Origin of the sequence: Rhodomicrobium sp. (assembly GCF_047605405.1) — a bacterium.
GTDB classification, from domain to species: Bacteria; Pseudomonadota; Alphaproteobacteria; order Rhizobiales; family Rhodomicrobiaceae; genus Rhodomicrobium; species Rhodomicrobium lacus.
In genome coordinates, this window is sequence record NZ_JASGFR010000014.1 from 1 (window position 1) to 18,654 (window position 18,654).

General features: G+C 62.7%; 13 protein-coding genes. 7 read left to right on the forward strand and 6 right to left on the reverse strand.

Annotated features, from left to right (window positions below; translation table 11 throughout):
- Together QM659_RS07405 and QM659_RS07410 are read left to right on the forward strand one after the other, a co-directional pair.
- On the forward strand, positions 1 to 3,118 hold a 3,118-nt coding region (locus QM659_RS07405), incomplete at its 5' end, for a DNA-directed RNA polymerase subunit beta' (protein WP_415187926.1).
- Positions 3,119 to 3,404: 286 nt separating this feature from the next.
- Entirely contained in the window at positions 3,405 to 4,397 is a 993-nt protein-coding gene (locus QM659_RS07410) for a hypothetical protein (RefSeq protein WP_303483504.1), read from the forward strand.
- 228 nt (positions 4,398 to 4,625) lie between these two features.
- On the opposite strand, the gene QM659_RS07415 is transcribed toward QM659_RS07410, so the two are convergent.
- Both QM659_RS07415 and QM659_RS07420 read right to left on the reverse strand, forming a co-directional pair.
- Positions 4,626 to 5,591 carry an alpha/beta fold hydrolase gene (locus QM659_RS07415; RefSeq protein ID WP_415187927.1) on the reverse strand — a complete coding sequence of 322 codons (966 nt, stop codon included), beginning with the start codon at positions 5,589 to 5,591 and terminating at the stop codon, positions 4,626 to 4,628.
- A complete protein-coding gene (locus QM659_RS07420) occupies positions 5,588 to 8,404 on the reverse strand; it encodes a transglycosylase SLT domain-containing protein (RefSeq protein WP_415187928.1) in 2,817 nt (938 codons plus the stop codon). The genes QM659_RS07415 and QM659_RS07420 overlap by 4 nt, the downstream gene beginning before the upstream one ends.
- 240 nt (positions 8,405 to 8,644) lie before the next feature.
- Here QM659_RS07420 and dapA point away from each other — a divergent pair, with 240 nt between their 5' ends.
- The 3 genes from dapA to QM659_RS07435 all read left to right on the forward strand — a co-directional run bounded on the left by dapA (position 8,645) and on the right by QM659_RS07435 (position 11,017).
- On the forward strand, positions 8,645 to 9,532 hold the full coding sequence (gene dapA / locus QM659_RS07425) for a 4-hydroxy-tetrahydrodipicolinate synthase (RefSeq protein WP_127079252.1): 888 nt from the start codon (positions 8,645 to 8,647) through the stop codon (positions 9,530 to 9,532).
- A gap of 2 nt (positions 9,533 to 9,534) precedes the next feature.
- Positions 9,535 to 10,011, forward strand: a complete 477-nt coding sequence (gene smpB / locus QM659_RS07430) for an SsrA-binding protein SmpB (protein ID WP_127079254.1) — start codon at positions 9,535 to 9,537, stop codon at positions 10,009 to 10,011.
- 610 nt (positions 10,012 to 10,621) lie between these two features.
- Positions 10,622 to 11,017, forward strand: a complete 396-nt coding sequence (locus QM659_RS07435) for a hypothetical protein (protein WP_127079256.1) — start codon at positions 10,622 to 10,624, stop codon at positions 11,015 to 11,017.
- 155 nt (positions 11,018 to 11,172) lie between these two features.
- Here the strand turns inward: QM659_RS07435 and QM659_RS07440 are convergent, their stop codons facing one another.
- Positions 11,173 to 12,984: a thiamine pyrophosphate-binding protein gene (locus tag QM659_RS07440; RefSeq protein ID WP_415187929.1), complete on the reverse strand. Its 1,812-nt coding sequence runs from the start codon at positions 12,982 to 12,984 to the stop codon at positions 11,173 to 11,175.
- Between the two features lie 99 nt (positions 12,985 to 13,083).
- The gene (locus tag QM659_RS07445; protein WP_415187930.1) at positions 13,084 to 13,941 is read right to left on the reverse strand and encodes a class I SAM-dependent methyltransferase; all 858 of its coding nucleotides are present in this window, start codon (positions 13,939 to 13,941) and stop codon (positions 13,084 to 13,086) included.
- 108 nt (positions 13,942 to 14,049) lie between these two features.
- Here QM659_RS07445 and QM659_RS07450 point away from each other — a divergent pair, with 108 nt between their 5' ends.
- Positions 14,050 to 14,313, forward strand: a complete 264-nt coding sequence (locus tag QM659_RS07450; RefSeq protein WP_415187931.1) for a hypothetical protein — start codon at positions 14,050 to 14,052, stop codon at positions 14,311 to 14,313.
- A gap of 68 nt (positions 14,314 to 14,381) precedes the next feature.
- Positions 14,382 to 14,861, forward strand: a complete 480-nt coding sequence (locus QM659_RS07455; RefSeq protein WP_303488104.1) for a YaiI/YqxD family protein — start codon at positions 14,382 to 14,384, stop codon at positions 14,859 to 14,861.
- Positions 14,862 to 14,904: 43 nt separating this feature from the next.
- On the opposite strand, the gene QM659_RS07460 is transcribed toward QM659_RS07455, so the two are convergent.
- Positions 14,905 to 16,620 (reverse strand): DEAD/DEAH box helicase, encoded by a 1,716-nt coding sequence (locus QM659_RS07460; protein WP_415187932.1) that lies wholly within the window; start codon positions 16,618 to 16,620, stop codon positions 14,905 to 14,907.
- A gap of 603 nt (positions 16,621 to 17,223) precedes the next feature.
- Positions 17,224 to 18,591 carry a carbohydrate porin gene (locus QM659_RS07465; RefSeq protein ID WP_164730063.1) on the reverse strand — a complete coding sequence of 456 codons (1,368 nt, stop codon included), beginning with the start codon at positions 18,589 to 18,591 and terminating at the stop codon, positions 17,224 to 17,226.
- Positions 18,592 to 18,654: the final 63 nt, after the last annotated feature.

Genomic DNA, 18,654 nt, shown 5'->3' on the forward strand with positions numbered 1-18,654 from the left:
GCCGAAGAAGATGGCGCTCGAACTGTTCAAGCCGTTCATCTATTCGCGGCTCGATGCGCAGGGCTATTCGGCGACCGTGAAGCAGGCGAAGAAGCTCGTGGAGAAGGAGCGTCCCGAAGTCTGGGATATCCTCGACGAGGTCATTCGCGAGCATCCGGTGTTGCTCAACCGCGCGCCGACGCTTCACCGTCTGGGCATCCAGGCGTTCGAGCCGGTGCTTGTCGAAGGCAAGGCGATCCAGCTTCATCCGCTCGTCTGCGCTGCGTTCAATGCCGACTTCGACGGCGACCAGATGGCCGTCCACGTGCCGCTGTCGCTCGAAGCGCAGCTTGAAGCGCGCGTGCTCATGATGTCGACGAACAACATCCTGCACCCGGCGAACGGCGGCCCGATCATCGTGCCGTCGCAGGACATCGTGCTCGGCCTCTACTATCTCTCGATCCTCAAGGAGAAGGAGCCGGGCGAGGGCGGCATCTACGGCAGCGTCGCCGAAATCCAGCATGCGCTCGCCGCCGGCGCGGTGACCTTGCACGCCAAGATCAAGGGTCGCCATACCGGTGTCGATGAAAATGGCAAGCCGCAGACGAAGGTCTACGACACCACGCCCGGCCGCCTCATGCTCGCGGAAATGCTGCCCAAGAAGCCCGGCATCAGCTTCGACCTCGTGAACAGGCTGCTGACGAAGAAGAACATCGGCAAGGTGATCGACGCCGTCTACCGTTCCTGCGGTCAGAAAGAGACGGTCATCTTCTGCGACCGGATCATGGCGCTCGGCTTCCACCACGCGTACAAGGCCGGCATTTCCTTCGGCAAGGACGACATGCTCGTTCCGGAAACGAAGAAGAAGATCATCGGCGACACCGAAGCCCTCGTGCTCGACTACGAACAGCAGTACAACGACGGCCTCATCACCCAGATGGAGAAGTACAACAAGGTCGTCGACGCCTGGGCGAAGTGTACGGACCGCATCGCAAAGGAGATGATGGACCGCATCTCCGCCGTTCAATACGATAAGGAAACCGGCCGCGAGAAGCAGATCAACTCGGTCTACATGATGGCTCACTCGGGCGCGCGTGGTTCCGAAAAGCAGATGCGTCAGCTTGCCGGTATGCGCGGCCTCATGGCCAAGCCGTCGGGTGAAATCATCGAGACGCCGATCATCTCCAACTTCAAGGAAGGACTGTCGGTTCTCGAATACTTCAACTCGACCCACGGCGCGCGAAAGGGCCTCGCCGACACGGCGCTCAAGACGGCGAACTCGGGTTACCTCACCCGCCGTCTCGTCGACGTGGCGCAGGACTGCATCGTGACGGAACACGATTGCGGCACCGACAGAGGCATCAAGCTCGGAGCGGTGATCGACGCGGGCGAAGTGCTCGTGTCGCTCGGCGACCGCATCCTCGGCCGCGTGCCCGCGGACGACGTCGTGCATCCGTCGACGGGCGCGGTCATCGCTCCCGCCGGTGAGATCATTACCGAAGTGGAAGCCCGGCTTCTCGATGAAGCGCAGGTGCAAGAGGTGCGCATTCGCTCCGCTCTCACCTGCGAACTCAAGAGCGGCATCTGCGGCAAGTGCTATGGCCGCGACCTCGCTCGCGGAACCTCGGTCAACATCGGCGAAGCGGTCGGCGTCATTGCGGCGCAGTCCATCGGCGAGCCGGGCACGCAGCTCACCATGCGCACGTTCCACATCGGCGGCACGGCTCAGGTGGCCGACAATTCGTTCATCGAGAGCAACTTCGCGGGCAATGTGGAGATCCGCAACCGCAACGCGGCGCGCGATAGCCAGGGACGTCTGGTGGCCCTGGGCCGCAACATGGCCGTCGTCATCAAGGACGACGACGGTCGCGAGCGCGCCGTTCACAAGATCGCGCAGGGGTCGCACCTGAAGGTGGACGACGGCGATGTCGTCAAGCGCGGCCAGCGTCTGGCCGAGTGGGATCCGTATTCCCGCTCGATCCTCACGGAAACCGATGGCGTGGTCGAGTTCGAAGACCTGCTGGATGGTATCTCGGTCAACGAACAGTCCGACGAAACGACGGGTATCACGAACCGCGTCATCGTCGACTGGCGCGCCAACCCGCGCGGCTCGGCTCTGCGCCCGGCCATCGTGATCAAGGACAAGGTCGGCGGCAAGATCCTCAAGCTGGCGCGCGGCGGCGAAGCGCGTTACCTGCTCTCCGTCGAGGCGATCCTTTCCGTGGAGCCGGGGCAGAAGGTGAAGGCGGGCGACGTGCTGTCACGTATCTCGCTCGAAAGCGCCAAGACGCGCGACATCACGGGCGGTCTGCCGCGTGTGGCCGAGCTGTTCGAGGCGCGGCGTCCGAAGGATCACGCGATCATCGCGGAAATCTCCGGCACGGTGCATTTCGGGCGCGATTACAAGAACAAGCGCCGCGTCCTTATCCAGCCGGATGAGGAAGGGCTCGATCCGGTCGAATACCTGCTGCCGAAGGGCAAGCACCTCGCGGTGCAGGAGGGCGACCGCATCGAAAAGGGCGAGTTCATCCTCGACGGCAACCCGGCGCCGCACGACATCCTGGCGATCAAGGGCGTGGAAGAGCTTGCATCGTTCCTCGTCAACGAAATCCAGGAGGTCTACCGCCTGCAAGGCGTGACGATCAACGACAAGCATATCGAAGTGATCGTGCGCCAGATGCTCCAGAAGGTGGAAGTGACCGACGCGGGCGACACCGAGTTCCTCAAGAACGAGCAGGTCGACAAGATCGAGTTCGACGAGATGAACGCGATGGTCGAAAAGGCAGGCGGACGTCCGGCAACGGCGGTTCCGGTGCTCCTCGGCATCACGAAGGCCAGCCTGCAGACGCGGTCGTTCATCTCGGCGGCCTCGTTCCAGGAGACGACGCGCGTCCTCACGGAAGCCGCGCTCAACGGCAAGGTCGATACACTCGACGGCCTGAAGGAAAATGTCATCGTGGGCCGCCTCATCCCGGCGGGCACCGGCGGCATGATCAGCCAGCTTCGCCGTGTGGCAAGCCACCGCGACGATCTCATTCTTCAGGAGCGGAACAAGGCCAGCGCAAAGGCGCTTCCTGTCGCGCAGGACGGCGAATCAGTCGCCCCGGGTGTGCCGCGCGAGGTTCAGGTCGTCGAATAAAAGACCGCCTCAAGGACGAAAAAAGCCCGGCTTATGGCCGGGCTTTTTGATTCTGACACGGTGCAAGCAAAAAAAGCGGCGAAAAAGAGCCCTCAATCCCTTGGAATATCTGAATCCTTCCGTTAAAGTCGCATTTACCGACGAGATGATGCTAACTTGCATCGGGGTGTTTGGCGGCACCGGTCGGGGGCGGGGAACTAAACGGAAGCGTTCGATTAATCCTGGTGAGACTTCGGCCTCTACATATGCAGGACAGAAACAGTCAACTCGGTGGAGCGCCCCTCCGATGAGGTTAGGGAACGTAAGCCTGCCCGTGTTCGCGTCTGCCGTCCTTTGCGTCGGCGCGCTGATCACCCCCGCCCAAGCGGTGCCTTCGCAGCCGTGGTATCTGGCCGCGTTCGATCACGTCATGCGCGTGCTCGTCAATAGCGAGGCGCCCTCGGTGCCGATGTCGAACGGCGCGGCGGAACAGCAGCAAAATGTCGATTCAGCCTATTTCAGCCGCGTAACGAAAGAAGCGGGCACGATCACGCTCCGCGGTAACGTCCCTTCCGATGGCGATCTCAAGGTGCTGCAAGGCGTTGCCGCCGCCATCGCGCCGGGTGCATCGGTCGTGGACAAGACGCGCATCAATCCCGGTGTCCCGAATCGCGACGTCTGGCTGGCGGCGATGACGTTTGCCCTTCGCCAGATCGGAAAGCTTAACACCGGTTCGGCGTCCTTGAGAAATTCCGCAATCATCATCGAGGGCGTGACGAACGCGGACGATGATTTTGCCGTCATCCAGAAAAAGGTTCGCGAGGAAGCTCCCAAAGGCTTAAATCTGCAGGTGGCGCTGAAGCCGCACGATGTCCGTTCTTTCGTCTGGCTGGCACAGTTGCAGCAGGGCGCTATTCATCTTAGCGGCCATGTCCCGCCAGAGTGCGACAAGGTCATATTCGGCCACGCGCAAGTGCTGTTTCAGAGCCTGACGATCAACAGCAGCATGGAAGTGGCCAAGGGCGAGCCGAAGGGCTGGATCGAGGCCACGAAGGTGGCGCTTGAAATGCTGTCGTTGCTCTATTCCGGTAACGTGGCCATCACCGATACGGTGGTGAAGATCGACGGGATCTATTCGTCGCCTGCGATGGTCGACCTGCTGAAAGTTTATAGCAAACGACTGCCGGAAGGCTTCACGCTCGAAACCAGCATCCTGGAGCCGGTTGCCCGCGCCCCCGCTGCCCGAGCGGAGGACATGAACTTCGCAGCTCATCAGGCGCGCGCATCCTTCAATCCTTGACCCTCGACGCGCGGCTCTATGCGCCGGGTCGATGATATCCATGGTGCGCGTCGGCAAAGCGCTCGCATCGTGAGCCGGCTTCGCGAGAGGGAAGCAAACCCCGGCATTATCCAACGCCGCGTTCGCTTTGGGGGCGTTATGCTGCAACGTAAGCGAGGCGCGTATCTTCAGAGCGATGTCTTATCGCGCTCTTGACGGGCTCCCGCGGCGACGCGGGCGCGGCAACCCTCAAACCGAAAAAATCTCTTGCGGCTCGGGAAGCGGTGGGCGCGGCAAAGCACGCCATGTCGAGTCGGCGTCGATCAGGAAATCCGCGATAAGGCGCTCGCTGAAGCGGTCTTTCAAGAGTGGCGCGTGCCCCTCGTTCGGGATGAGCACAGGCGTCAGGCGAGGGTGACGCGCCTGCATTTCCTGCACGGTCGCAGCCGACAGCAAGTCGGAATGTTCGCCGCGGATTACCATGACCGGAACGGATCGCAGGGATTCAAAATGCTCCCACATCGTCGGGACCGGCTTTGAAATGTCGATTTCCGAGAGCGCCTTGCCGATATTGGGGTCGTAGGCCGGGGCGGGTCTTCCTTCGGCGTCTTCGTTGAAGAGCTGTCGGGTCCATGAGCGCCAGCCCGCATTGTCGAGAGCGGTGAACTGGCGCCTGTTGATGTCCCGAACCACGCGCACGGCCTCGTCCCAGTCGGCGGGCACCGGGATCTTTCCGGTGTAACCCATGATGCGCGCGAGACCGGCCGTCTCGATTGCAGGCCCGATGTCGTTCAGAATGGCGCACCCGATCGCGGCGGGGCGCGTGATGGCGAGCAACATGGTGATGATGCCGCCCCGCGAAGTGCCGAGCACGGCGATATCGGACAGGCCGCGCAGCGTGAGAAACGCCTCGACATCTTGCAACTCGATCAGCGCCGAGTAATTCCGCCAGTTCCTGTCCCATTCGGACCGGCCACGCCCGCGATAATCGAGGCAGTAGACGGTGCGCGGATGGGTTGGATGCGTGGACAGCGCCACCGCAAGGTCGTGAAAGTCGCGGCCGTTACGGGTCAGCCCGGCAAGGCACAGAAGCGGCCGCGCTTGCGCATCGTCGCTGCCATATTTGCGGACATACAAAACGAGATCGTCATGGCTGCGGAAGAAGATGTCTTCCGTTTGCGGAACCGCGGCGCCAGCCGATCCGTATGTCGTCATTGAGCGTCGTCCCTCTCCGCCGGTTCATCGTCATCGCTGGTGCTGCCGCTCAGATCCGCGATATGCGGAATACGTCCGGGCCGTCCGCGATGCAGGTCTTCCACAAGCTGGAATTTTGCCTTTCCGCTTTCAAGACGGCAACGATAAAGCTGCACGCTTTCCAGAATCCGCTGCACGTAATTTCGCGTCTCGGTGAACGGAATACGCTCCACCCAGTCGACCGGGTCGGCGTTGCGCGCGCGCGGATCGCCGAAATCCTTGATCCATTGTTTCACGCGCCCGGGCCCCGCGTTATAGGCGGCGAGCGTCAGCACATAAGAGCCGTCGTAACCGTCGTAAAGCTTGGCGAGGAAGGCGGAACCGAGCGTCACATTATACGAAGGGTCCGACACGAGCCGCCCGAGGTCGTATTTCATGCTGTTCGCGGACGCGACAAGCTTCGCCGTCTGCGGCATGAGTTGCATCAGGCCGCGCGCGCCGACACTGCTGACGGAGCCGGTGTTGAACTCGCTTTCCTGACGGGTCAGCGCGTTGAGAAGCGAAACCTCAAGCTTGCTGCTGCCGCCGAGCGTGTCAAACTTCGGGAGCAGCGTCGGGAAGGCATAGGCTTCCACCGGATAACCGCGCAGAAGCGCAATCTTCGCCGCGCGGATTGCAACGTGCGGCGGCGCGATCCGTTCGAGAAGCTCCAGCATAAGAACGATCTGCTCCGGGTCGTTCAGCTGGCGGGCGAGATCGAGCGACGACAGCACGAGAACGGACGTCATGTCGAGCTGCTTCGCGATGACGAGAGCCTTGAAGGCGTCTTCCTTCGAGAACGCCGCGATGGCCTCCTTCGATGGCTTGATCGGCGCGCGGAACTCGCAAGCGGGCTGCCGTTCCAGCGCTTGCCGTGCGAGCGAGCCGTAATAGGTATGCGCGCGGTCGGCCGCCTCCTTGAACAAGCGCTCGGCGTCCTTGCGCTTGTCGAGTTCCAGCCTTGTCCGGGCGAGCCAGAAAGCGGCGCGCGCCTCGTCCCGCGAGAATCCCTTGATCGCATAGGCCGCCTCGAAATGCTTCTCGGCAAGCTTGGTGTCCTTGAGGAAGCGCAGGGCGATCCAGCCGGAAAGAAACTGCGCTTCAGACAAGTCTTCAGCGCCGAGCGGACCGTGTTTCGACGCGATGGCATAGGCCGTGCCCACCCGGTCGTCATTCAGCGCGCGCCGAACCTCCGTGCGGCGGAAATCCCACCATTTGTCCGGGTCGGCGAAGTCGGCTTTTTCGGGATCGACCGAGCGCAGGATGGACCACAGGCGGTCGTCCTCCTTCGCCTTGCGCAGCGACTTAAGCCGCGCCAGGAGCGAGAGCGGACCGCGCGAAAGCTCCTTGCGAAGATCGAGGGCATCCTCGCGTGCCTTGTCTTCGAGCGTCGATTTGGCGGCCTTGTCGTCCTTGTCGGTCGCGGCGGCTTTGTCGGTCGTTTTCGCGTCCGCAGAGCTGTTTTCCGGCTTAACGTTCGCGTCTAACTTGGCGTTCGCCTCCGGCTTGGCGTTTGCGTCTGTCTTCGATTCGGGCTTGGCCTCGGCGTTGCTGTCCGCCTTCGTTGCAGGCTCGTCGGTCTTCTTGGCGCTGGCGTTCTTGTCGGCGGCTCTCGGCTCTTCTGTCTTCATCGCCGCGAGATGCAGATGCGGTGCCACTTGGCTGTGTATCTTGTCCGGGAGCGCGGCGTGCTGTGTCGCCGCGACGGGAGCGGTCTCGCTGTGACGCTTGCCCTTCGCGCGGCCCGTCGATTTTCCCTTTCGCCCGCCGCGGCCGTGGATCGCCTTGCCGCCGGAACGCTTCGCGCGGACGCGCGCCGCGCCCTTGATACCCTTGGCCTCGCTCGCCGCCACCTTGCTGCCGGGGTCGTCCTTGGCACGCGCGCGCGCATCGAGCATTGCCGTTCGCTGGCGCCTGTCATCGTCGGTGAGAAGCGATCCGAAGCGCTGCTCGAAGCGGTCCTGCGCGGCAGCGTCGAACGCGTAGCGGGCCCAGGCGTAGCGCACGAGGGCGGCGCCACGCTCGCGCTCGCCGGTATCCATCAGAGCGCCGCCGAGGGCAGCAGTGCCCGCGCCGGAGACCGGTTTGCGGTTCGTGTAGAACTTCAGCACCGTGGCGGCGGGCGCGTTCGCGAGGAACAGGCTCTTTTCGATGGTCGGGTCGACGGGCGGTTCTGGAAACAGCGGATTCGCGACGCGGAACGCCATCGTGTCGTCAAAGTCGGACGCCGCGCGCACCCGCCGCCATTCAGCGAATGTGCGGGCGGACGGGTCGGAAATCTTCTTGATCGCGTCGCGTGCGTTGGAATCGTTGCCCTTGGCTGCGGCGGCGAGCGCGTCCTTGATCGCGGCGGCATCCCCATCGCTGAGCCGATAGGAAAGCACCGGGTCGAGCGATGCCGTCATGTCCTCTTTCGGGAAAGGCTTCGGGAATCGGAGATCGACGGCCGGAATGAGAGAGGTCTCGCCCTTTTTCGGCTCCGTGGCTGGCGGCACACCTTCCGAGCCGCTCGCCGGGGCGGTCTGCACCGAAACCGGCGTCGGCTTCAGGCTCAGCCCACGATTGACCGCAGGCGTCGGCGCGGGCATCGCCTCAGACACTTTCAAGGGCTTGGCCTCTGCCGCCGTTTTAGGATCGGACGCTGTTGACGCGGAGACGGAGGGCTCTTTTTGCGACGGCAGAAGATACGGTACGAAGCTCACCGCAAAAAAGCCAAGCGCCGAGCCGATGATGATGGCTTTCACAAAGCGAAAGCGATCGGCGGGCGCGTTTGATTGGGGGTCCGGCGTTGACATTTCCCTATTCGAGTGGCGGATTTTCGTTGGCAGCGCGTCCCATCAAACCTATGGTTTTGCCTCGTCAAGGATTTTACAAGGCTACCTGCATACGCTGTCATGATTGATGGGCGTTTAATCCGGCAATACAATGACAAGCTCCGCCGCGGCTCAAGACTCAAATTCAGGGAAACAAGGCCCTGGTTAACGCGCCGTTAAGCAATTCCGTAAGAATGACAGCAGTCAGGTGAGGATGGAGAGATGTTCAAGGGCTCTTTTACGGCGCTTATTACGCCCTTCGATGGTGAGGGCGTCGATTATGATGCCTTCGAACGCCTCGTTGAATTCCAGATCCAGTCCGGCACACACGGGCTGGTTCCGGTCGGCACGACGGGCGAGTCCCCCACGCTCAGCCACGAAGAGCACGACCGCGTCGTCGAGACCTGTATCGCCGCCGCAAAGGGCCGCGTGCCGGTGATCGCGGGCGCCGGCTCCAACAGCACGGCGGAAGCCATCGCGCTGTCGCGGCATGCGCAGAAGGCAGGCGCCGACGCTGTGCTGGTCGTAACACCCTATTACAACAAGCCGACGCAGGAAGGGCTTTATCAGCACTTCAAGGCGATCAACGACGCCATCGATATCCCGATCTTCATCTACAACATTCCCGGTCGCAGCGTGATCGATATGTCCGTCGCGACCATGGCGCGGCTGTTCGACCTGAAGAACATCGTCGGCGTGAAGGACGCGACCGCTTCGCCCGTCCGCGCGAGCCAGCAGCGCGCAGTGCTTGGGCCGGACTTCATCCAGCTTTCCGGCGAAGACGGCACCGCGCTTGCCTTCAATGCGCATGGCGGCCATGGCTGCATCTCCGTCTCAGCCAACGTTGCGCCGAAGCTGTGCTCCGATTTTCAGAATGCGTGCCTCGCGGGCGATTACGCGAAGGCGCTGGAACTCCACGACCTCCTGATGCCGCTGCATGAAGCGCTGTTCGTCGAAACCAATCCCGTGCCGGTGAAGTACGCGGCGTGGCGCCTGGGCCTTTCGAAGCCCGACACGCGCTTGCCGCTGACGCCCCTTTCCGAAGCCTCGAAGGCGCGCGTGGACGCCGCGCTCGAAAAGGTTGGCCTCTTGCAGCGCGAGGCCGCTTAAGCATGGCAGCCCCCGCAGCGACATCGGTTCGAAAAGTCGTCGCCGAAAACAGGAAGGCGCGCTTCTCCTACTTCATCGACGATACGTTCGAAGCGGGCATCGCGCTCGGCGGTTCGGAGGTGAAGTCACTGCGGCAGGGCAAGGCCAATATCGCCGAGTCTTACGCGACGGAGCAGGGTGGCGAGATCTACCTGATCAACGCCTATATCCCCGAATATCTGCAGGCGAACCGCCTGAACCACGAGACGCGCCGTCCTCGCAAGCTTCTGCTGCACAAGCGCGAGGCGAACAAGCTCATGGGCGCGATCCAGCGCGAGGGCATGACGCTCGTGCCGCTGCGGATCTATTTCAACGACCGTGGCCGCGCGAAGCTCGAACTCGCGCTGGCGCGAGGCAAAAAGCTGCACGACAAGCGCGAGACGGAAAAGAACCGCGACTGGGAACGCCAGAAGGGCCGCCTCATGCGCGAGCGCGGCTGATGCCGCAGGCGGCGGGGCGGATCGCGGTCCGGCTGCTTCCGCCCCGAACTACTTGGCCAAAACTTCCCCAACCCCGCACTTCATGACGATTCAACGCATGGGCGCGCGGCAAGAGCCGCACGTCGCGCTCATGCGCGTTTCGACGCACGTCGATGAGCGCTGCCGTTACCGCTTTGTCGCAACCGCGTTTTTTCGCGAAGTATTCGGCCGCGCAATTGCCGCGTTGAAGAAGCAAAGCAGGTGTTGATCTCGCTTTTGACGTCAGCTCCACGCAGGGTTGCCGAGAAATGATTGTGCCAACGTCTCTTTTTGACGGATTGCCCGGTGAATTGCGCCTGGTGTGTGTATAAACATGCACATGTGTGTATAGATGCGCATACTATTGCACCTTTCTCACACATTTAGAGCTTTCGTGAATTTGCTCTCCGCAAAAATGAGGAATTAACGAAATAGTAACCAGTTCAGTTGTTGTTAGGAGGGGTCCTATTCTGAAGCTCACCGGTATCGTCGCCGCGCCGCATCAGCCAAACGCAACACACGGGGAATTGCTATGACTCAGATTAACACCCGGACGATCGTCGTCCTGTTAGCGTGTTTTGTGGCGTTAGTAGTGCTTGTCAAATCCCAGCACGGCCGCGTTTCCGCCGCCGTCATTCCGCAAGCTACCGTCGTCAAGACGGCGGTTGTCGAAGCGCCCAAGGCTGTCCAGCCTGCGGCCCTCAAGGTTGCATCCGGCGTTCAGGTCATTCCTGCCGAGAAATGCAATGTCGCGCTCAAGAGCGGCGGCGCTTTCGCCGTTCTCGCCGAGCCGGTCGCCTGCAACGGCGTCGCCATCGAATCCGTGAAGATCAACGTGTCCGACAAGCCCTGCACCGCCGCGAACAAGTCGGACTTCCGCACGCTCAGCCACTCCACCGTCTTCGATGGCAAGTTCGGTGTCTACGTCGAGAACAAGCCGCAGGCGCGCTGCTTTGAAGTCGCCGAGATCACGGGCAAATATCTTTGATACAGCCCTTTCAAAAAAGATGCGGGAGGCGGAGTCGCTGCCTCCTCCGCGAATGGCGAACCAAAAAGGCGGTCTTCGGGGCCGCCTTTTTTGCGCGTGCGTGACCCTCCATCCCCCGGTAGCACGCTCGGCGGTATGCCGACGCTTTGCCTTCCTCACATAGAGATCGACCCTTCGCGGAAGCCGGTCCGGTCGAGCCAGACATTCAGCAGCACAGGCTTCCCGGCTTTTGCGGCTGCTCGCGCCCGTCGAAGCGCTTCGGGCACCTCGGCATTCGTCTTGACCAAAATGCCCTCCGCGCCGAACCCTGCGGCAACCTCATGATAGGCCGTCCGCGCCAGAACGGTTCCAACGTCGTCGCCGAGCACCTTTTCCTGTTCCCGCGCGATCTGCGTCCAGCCCGCGTCGTTGCCGACGACCGCGATCACCGGAATGCCGTGGCGAACGAAGGTGTCGAATTCCGCAAGGCTGTAGCCGCAGGCGCCGTCGCCGAACAGCGCCCAGATTTCGGCGTCCGGTCGCGCCAAGGCCGCTCCCAGCGCGAAGCCCGCGCCAACGCCAAGCGTGCCGAACGCGCCGGGATCAAGCCAGCCCAACGGCCCGCGCGGCCGCACGATGTAAGACGCCGTCGCGACGAAATCGCCGCCATCCGCAACGAAAACTGCGTTCTCGCCCGCTTCCCGGTCGAGCGTGCGAAAGAAGGCGATGGGGTTCACATGCGCTCCCTCGCCGGCCGCTTGCGTGTCGATATCGGCCTCTCGCGCGGCATCGCGCCATCGAAGAGAAGCGAGCCAGTCTTCACGGTGTATGCGTCCTCTCTCGGCGAGCGCCCGCAGGAAGAACGCCGCATCTCCGATGGCCTCGATGGTCGCGCGGCGATTGAGGCGCGCGTCCTTGCGGCTGCGGTTGGCCGCGATCAGCGTGGCCGTGTTGCGGATCTGCTTGCCGTAATCGAGTCGGAAATCGCACGGCACGCCCGCGAGGATGACACAGTCGGATTCCTTAAGCGCATTGCGTCGCTGATGCCGCAACTGAAGCGGATGATCGCGCCCCAGGAGTCCGCGCGCCATGCCCGACAGGTAGACCGGGATGCCGAGCCGCCCGATTGCCCCGGCCAGCGCTTCCGTGTCAGTGCCCGTCGCCAGGGCCTGACTGCCGACGATGGCGAGCGGTCGCTCCGCTTTCGCGAGCGCGGCAGCCGCTGCGTTCACGCTCGACGACGCCGGGCGGGGAATGCGGATCTTCGGCGGGCGCGCAGCAGTCGTCGCTCTCGCGCCGCCGAACATTTTTTCCAGATGCCGGTTGAGATAAAACCGCAGCGCCCTCGCGCCAAGCGACCGCCCCCGGCCGCCTGCCTCCGCATACCACTGGCGAACCAGCGTTTCAGGATAAAGCAGGTCGATGGGGAATTCGATGAACGCCGGTCCCTGCACGCCCTCGCGGGCCACGGCAAACGCCTCCTCCAGCGCCGGGGCTATGTCGCGTACGCGGCGCAATTGCTTTACGATCTTCGCATGCGGCGCCACGACAGGACGCTGGTCGATGTCCTGAAGCGCGCCGCGCCCTTGCAGCATTGTCGGGGCCGCTCCGCCAAACAGGATCAGCGGCGACTGCGCAAGTTGCGCGTTCTTGAGCGGCGTGACGATGTTCGTAAGGCCCGGCCCCGCGGTAACGGCGGCAACGCCCGGCACACCGGAAAGCCGGGCCATCGCGTCGGCGGCGAAAGCCGCCGTGGCTTCGTGGCGCGTGTCGACGACGCGAATGCCCGCATCCTTCGCGCCGATGAGGATCGGCGAAATATGTCCCCCGCATAGCGTGAAGACCGCTGTCACGCCCTGCGCCTTGAGCGATGCCGCGATCACATCTCCTGCATGCCTTGCCGGGTTTGCGAGAGCCTCACCCTGCGCATCGCTTTTGAGCACAGCGACGCCGTCGCGCGCGTGCCCCTCTTCCAGCACTACGGCCATTCATTCCTCCCTGACCAGGCGCGTCTTGGTGCGCTGCCGTGGCGAGGGGCAGTTTATACCGCGAAGATGATGCGCTCTACCGAGCCTATGGTCGGGGGATTACGCACGCGCGGTGACGATCCATGCGTTGCCTTCGATGAACACGCCGCCCTCCTCGGCGCGATCCGCGAACGCCGCGCGCACCGCCCTCCTCGCTTGCTCAAGCACTTCGCCCTGCAATTCGCCGAGCACGCGCGAGAATGGGCCGGTTTCAAACGCCTGCTCCACCGCATCCTCGATGGCGGCATCGCGCGTCTCTCCGACGCCGTAAAGCATGCGACAGCCGAAGGGTTCGAGCGCGATGTGCGAAAATCCGGCGCCGGACAAGATCGATCTGACGCGCGCGGGATCCCCGAAGGAAAAGGGCCCCGGTGCGTCTGGCTCGGCTGGCGGCGCGGGCGGTATGAGCCCTTTCACCGCGCGGGCCGGTATGCTGACCAGCTCATTTTCCGCTGCCGGACGCCAGCACACGAAAGAAAGCCGGCCGCCCGGTTTCATGGCACCGTGCAGGTTCGCGAATGCGGCGACCGGTTCGGCGAAGAACATCACGCCGAAGCGCGAGAACATGAGGTCGAAATGCGCGCGTGGCAGGGCATATGTCGCGGCGTCGGCGAGTTCGAAACGGACCGGCAGAGCGGCCGGGGACGCCACCGCACGCTTGCGCGCGAGGGTCAGCATCGGTTCCGAGATGTCCACGCCGAGCACGCTGCCGGTTGCGCCGACTTCCTGCGCGAGTTGAAGTGCCGTGCTGCCGGCACCGCAGCCCACGTCGAGGACGAATTCGCCCGGCTTCGGCGCGGCGGCATCGAGCGCGGCGCGGCCAAGCGGCGCAAGCATGCGGTCGATTCGCTCATGGTTGACGACCCAGATTTCTCCCTTGCGTCCATTCCATTCCGCGCTTTGACCGTTTTCCGCCATGGCCGGTTCTCCTTTTCCCGTTACGGAGCATAAGAAAGCGTCGAGCTTGACAATATCAACAATGAAGCGGCTTTCTCGGCTGCGTATTTTGTCGATGAGAGAAAGCCGATGAATTTTCCTGTCAAAACGATTGCATTGCTTGCTTCGCTTGTTCTTGCTTCAGCCGCCTCCGCCGCGCGGCCCGAATGTGATGTCGCAGCCGACCTCTATAATCAGCAGGTCGAGGACGTCGCCGAGAAAATGGCCGCCTACAGGCAGTGTCTCGCGGAGAGCGAGGGGACCGACGATTGCTCGAAAGAGTTCAAGCGGCTCAGATCCGCTCAGGACGATCTTGAATCTGCTGTGGGCGACGTCCAGAATTATTGTTACTGATTGCCGGCGCGCAGCGGCAGGCGCACGCCTCGCCGCTTGCTGGCGCCATGATCAGGGAGCAGCAGCACTTGTCCGAGCCCGCCAAGCCGATCGCAATTTATGTCGACGCCGACGCATGTCCGGTGAAGGCGGAAGTGTACCGCGTGGCCGAGCGGTGCGCGCTCAAGGTCTACGTCGTCAGCAACAGCGCGATCCAAATTCCGAAATCGCCCCTGATCGAGCGCGTGCTCGTCGGCAGCAATTCCGATGCCGCCGACGACTGGATCGCGGAGCGTGTGTCGCGCGGAGCCATCGTGATAACCGCCGACGTACCGCTTGCGCATCGCTGCGTCAGGGCCGGTGCGGACGTCATCTCGCCGAACGGCCGCGCTCTTACGGATGCCTCGATCGGAATGGTGCTTGCAACGCGTGACCTGATGGCCGATCTGCGATCGGGTGGGCAGGTCATCGGCGGACCGAAACCGTTCCAGCCGCGCGACCGGGCCAACTTTCTTTCGGCGCTCGATCTCGCGGTTGTCAGGCTGAGGCGCGACGGGTTCGGCGTGTAGCGTCGCGTTTCGGCGCGCGAACTTTCGAGCCTTGCAAGGCGGTTCAGGCTTTGCGTGAGCCCGAAGAAGCTTGCGGCGCTTTTCTGCTGCGGCCGCTCGCCGTCTTCCGGCTTCGTTTCATCGCGCCCGACCGGGGCGAGTCCCCGTAGCTTGCGCGCGGCTCGGGGCGCCCGTTCATGGGCACGATGGTGATCGTGTCATCGCGCTTTCCGGTTCGCATCAGGGCGCGGGTAAAGTCCGGCGCGGCCCGCGCACTCACCTCGAACATGCTTTCGCCCTCAAGGATCTGGATGGCGCCGATGTCCCGGCTGGTGACATCGCCCGCCTTGCAGATAAGGGGCAGGATCCAGCGCGGCTCGGCTCTCTGCTTCCGGCCGACCGAGACCCGGAACCAGACACCGCCTTCGAAATCGCCGCGCGGGGCTTCGACTTCGCTGGCATCCCGTCCGCTGTTCACGAACTCTTCCGGTGTCGGGCGACGCGTCTGATTTTGACGGAAGAACGCCGCCGCGATTTGCTCCGGACTCTTCGTGGCGAGCAGATCGCGCGCGAAATCGGCTTCTTCATCGGTGAGCGGACCTTCAAGCGAAGGATCGTTCATGAGCCGTTCGCGGTCGCGCTGGATGATCGTCTCGGCGCTCGGAACCGGCATCCACGACACCTTCACCTTCGCGGCCTGCAGCAGCTTGTCGACGCTCCGGCGCTTGCTGTGCGGTGTGATGAGAACGCTGACGCCGCTTCGTCCCGCGCGCCCGGTTCGCCCGCTGCGATGCAGAAGCGCCTCGCTATCCTTCGGCAAATCGGCGTGAATGACGAGGTCGAGGGTCGGCAGATCGATGCCGCGCGAGGCCACGTCCGTTGCGACGCAAACCTGAGCCCGGCCGTCGCGCATCGCTTGAAGCCCGCGGGTGCGCTCTGTCTGGCTGAGCTCACCCGAAAGCGCAACGACGCCGAACCCGCGATTGCCGAGGCGGCTTGCAAGATGCTTCACGCCTTCACGCGTGGTGCAGAAGACGAACGCGCTGCTCGCCTCGAAATAGCGCAGGATATTGATGACGGCGTTTTCCCGCTCGCCCGAGGCGACGGCAACGGCGCGATAATCGATGTTGGCGTGCTGCGTCGCGCCGCTGTTGGAGGAAATCCTGATGGCGTTTTTCTGAAAGCGGCGGGCGAGCGTTTCGATCGGCTTCGCCACGGTTGCCGAAAACATGAGGGTGCGACGCTCCGGCGGGGCGGCCTTGAGGATGAACTCCAGATCTTCCCGGAAGCCCAGATCCAGCATTTCGTCGGCCTCGTCGAGAACCATCGCGCGCACTGCCGCCATGTCGAGCGAGCCGCGCGTGATGTGATCGCGCAGCCGTCCCGGCGTGCCGACGACGATATGCGCGCCGCCCGCGAGCAACCGGCGTTCCTGCCGCATGTCCATGCCGCCGACGCATGACGCAATTCTTGCGCCTGCGGGTGCGTATAGCCATTCAAGTTCGAGGCGCACCTGCAGCGCCAGTTCGCGCGTCGGCGCAACGACGACGGCGAGAGGCTCTGACCCGGCCGGGAAGCGTTCCTGACCGCGCAGCAAGGTGGAAGCCATGGCGAGACCGAAAGCGACTGTCTTGCCGGAGCCTGTTTGCGCGGAAACGAGAAGATCGGCTTCGCCGACATCCCCTTCAAGGACAGCGCGCTGCACGTCGGTCAGCGTCGTATACCCTTGTTTGGCAAGCGCCTCCGCGAACAGGGGAGACACTCCATCAATAACCATCATGTGAGGCGCTTTCGGTTCTCAATTTAGAGGTGGCAGGATGATAACGTCACCCTTAGCGGCGAGTGGGAGCAGACAGCTAAAGCTTTGACAGCCTTTAAACGGCTGAAGCAGCTTTTCGGACCGCGAAGCATGTTTGTGAGGGCCGCTTAAAATGGCAGCTTTGCAAGGTTTACGCAACTTCGCCGGTTACGACCAGTCCGAAGGCTGCAAAACAGGGTCGGGTGGGGACACGCTGCGGTGATATCGATGCGGCCGAGGGCATCGCCTGTTCTCTCTCGATTACGCTTTGCCATGCAAACCGGGCCCGGTTTCGCCCTTCATTTCCACGACGAAGGAAAGATTGTCGACCTGACTTTGCGGGTAGGAGTACCGGGCCGTGGCTGTCGAGCAGTCGGACGGCACCCCCTCGATATGGGAGCGGGACCGGGTAGCCCCGTCGAATGCTGGTGGAGGCCGCCGTCATCGCCCCGACCGCCTTCCCGCACGACTTTCGCATCTGACACGAAATCGACGGGCGCGCTTTCGCCGCCCGTCGTCTTGGAATTGTCCCGGCGTTTCGCACGTGTCAGCCCCGGCGAGGTCGGAACTGGCGCGGAAGCGGTCCTAGAAAACGACCTTCAGTTGCATTCCGACGGCGACCACGTCATCGATATGCTTGAAGTAGAAGCTGCCGGGATCCATGATGTACTGAACGTCAGGACGGATCGAGGCCCATTTGTTGATCTGATAGGTGTAGCTCAGTTCCAGCGCTTTTTCCGCGAGTGTGAAATCGGAAAAAGCGCCGGTCGTGGCAGCTGCCTTGATCCTTGCGTTTTCAAGCAGCTGCTCGTTGACGCTTGCCTGCACATAGCCGAACGCGAGAACGTCTTTCGGGCGGGAATCGAAGACACCCTGGTAAACCAGTCCGGCCGACCACCAATCTCTCAGCACCGCCGTTTCCGGGTTGGACCACATATACTGCGCGAACACGCTCAGTCCCCGGCTGTCGTCGCCGGCAACGGTCGTGATCTTCTGATCGATCATGATGTAGGTTCCCTGCCTCTGACCGATATAGTCGCTGAGGCCGAGTTCCTTCACATTCGAATTGTCGTAGACATAGCCGACCTTGTAGTGGCCCGGATAGGCTGTGCCCTTGCCGGGTTCGTACGCGACTTCGACCGGAAGGAGCGTGCCCGTTGTGCCTTCGGCGAAAGGATTGAAGGCGTTCTTCTCAAGGCCGAGGCTCGGGTTCACCTGGAACAAACCCGTTCTTACATAAACCTCGGGAGTTACCTTGTACGTTACTTCGGCGCTCCAGCGGGCATTCGGATAGTTATACCAGCCGGTGTTCGCGGACTGTGCGAGCGGGTGGGCGCAGAAGGCGGCGTTGACGAAGTTCGTCAGCAACTGGGTCATGCCGAAGTCATTGCCCATCGGGAAATAACCCAGCTTGTAGTTCACCTTGCCGTCGAGAATGTTCTGATCGAAACTGGCTTCGGTGATGCGGGTCCACTGGCCGCCATAGTTTTCCTGAATCGGGAAGCGGTTGCCCGCGAGTTCCGATGAGGTGCCGCGGCCCATGCGGTCGTTGAGCGTCACGTGAAAACGGCCGTCGGTCCAGTTGGCGAGCTTGGCCATATCGAAGTCGGCGCCAAGCTTCACCTGCTGCGAATAGCGGAATCCCTGATCGAGGCCGCCGCTTACGACGCCCATCGTCTCGGACACATAGTCGCCACGGAAGGTGATGCCTTCCGACACCAGCTTGGAGCGCCGCCCGTTCCAGCCGCCCGTCAGATACTTGTCGTCGAGCGGATCGCCGACGGCATAAGAGCCGAACAGGCCGTCCACGGGGCCTGCCGCAGGCGCGCTCGACGCCTGAAGATCCGCTGCCCAGGATACGCCGTGAGGCATCACGGTCGTACCCACGAGCGCCAGCGTGCCAACGCAGATAAGATTGGTAATAGGCAGGCGACGCCTGCGAAGTGAAGACATTTTAACCCCCCTCAAGTGAAAGCAAGCCGGACCCTTCGATCCGACATCAAGCGAACGGTCCGG

Coding starts and splice junctions, on each gene's coding strand:
- QM659_RS07465 (WP_164730063.1), bottom strand. CDS start 18,591: ATGTCTTCACTTCGCAGGCGTCGCCTGCCTATTACCAATCTTATCTGC.
- QM659_RS07445 (WP_415187930.1), bottom strand. CDS start 13,941: ATGGCGGAAAACGGTCAAAGCGCGGAATGGAATGGACGCAAGGGAGAA.
- QM659_RS07440 (WP_415187929.1), bottom strand. CDS start 12,984: ATGGCCGTAGTGCTGGAAGAGGGGCACGCGCGCGACGGCGTCGCTGTG.
- QM659_RS07410 (WP_303483504.1), top strand. CDS start 3,405: ATGAGGTTAGGGAACGTAAGCCTGCCCGTGTTCGCGTCTGCCGTCCTT.
- dapA (WP_127079252.1), top strand. CDS start 8,645: ATGTTCAAGGGCTCTTTTACGGCGCTTATTACGCCCTTCGATGGTGAG.
- QM659_RS07460 (WP_415187932.1), bottom strand. CDS start 16,620: ATGATGGTTATTGATGGAGTGTCTCCCCTGTTCGCGGAGGCGCTTGCC.
- QM659_RS07415 (WP_415187927.1), bottom strand. CDS start 5,591: ATGACGACATACGGATCGGCTGGCGCCGCGGTTCCGCAAACGGAAGAC.
- QM659_RS07450 (WP_415187931.1), top strand. CDS start 14,050: ATGAATTTTCCTGTCAAAACGATTGCATTGCTTGCTTCGCTTGTTCTT.
- smpB (WP_127079254.1), top strand. CDS start 9,535: ATGGCAGCCCCCGCAGCGACATCGGTTCGAAAAGTCGTCGCCGAAAAC.
- QM659_RS07420 (WP_415187928.1), bottom strand. CDS start 8,404: ATGTCAACGCCGGACCCCCAATCAAACGCGCCCGCCGATCGCTTTCGC.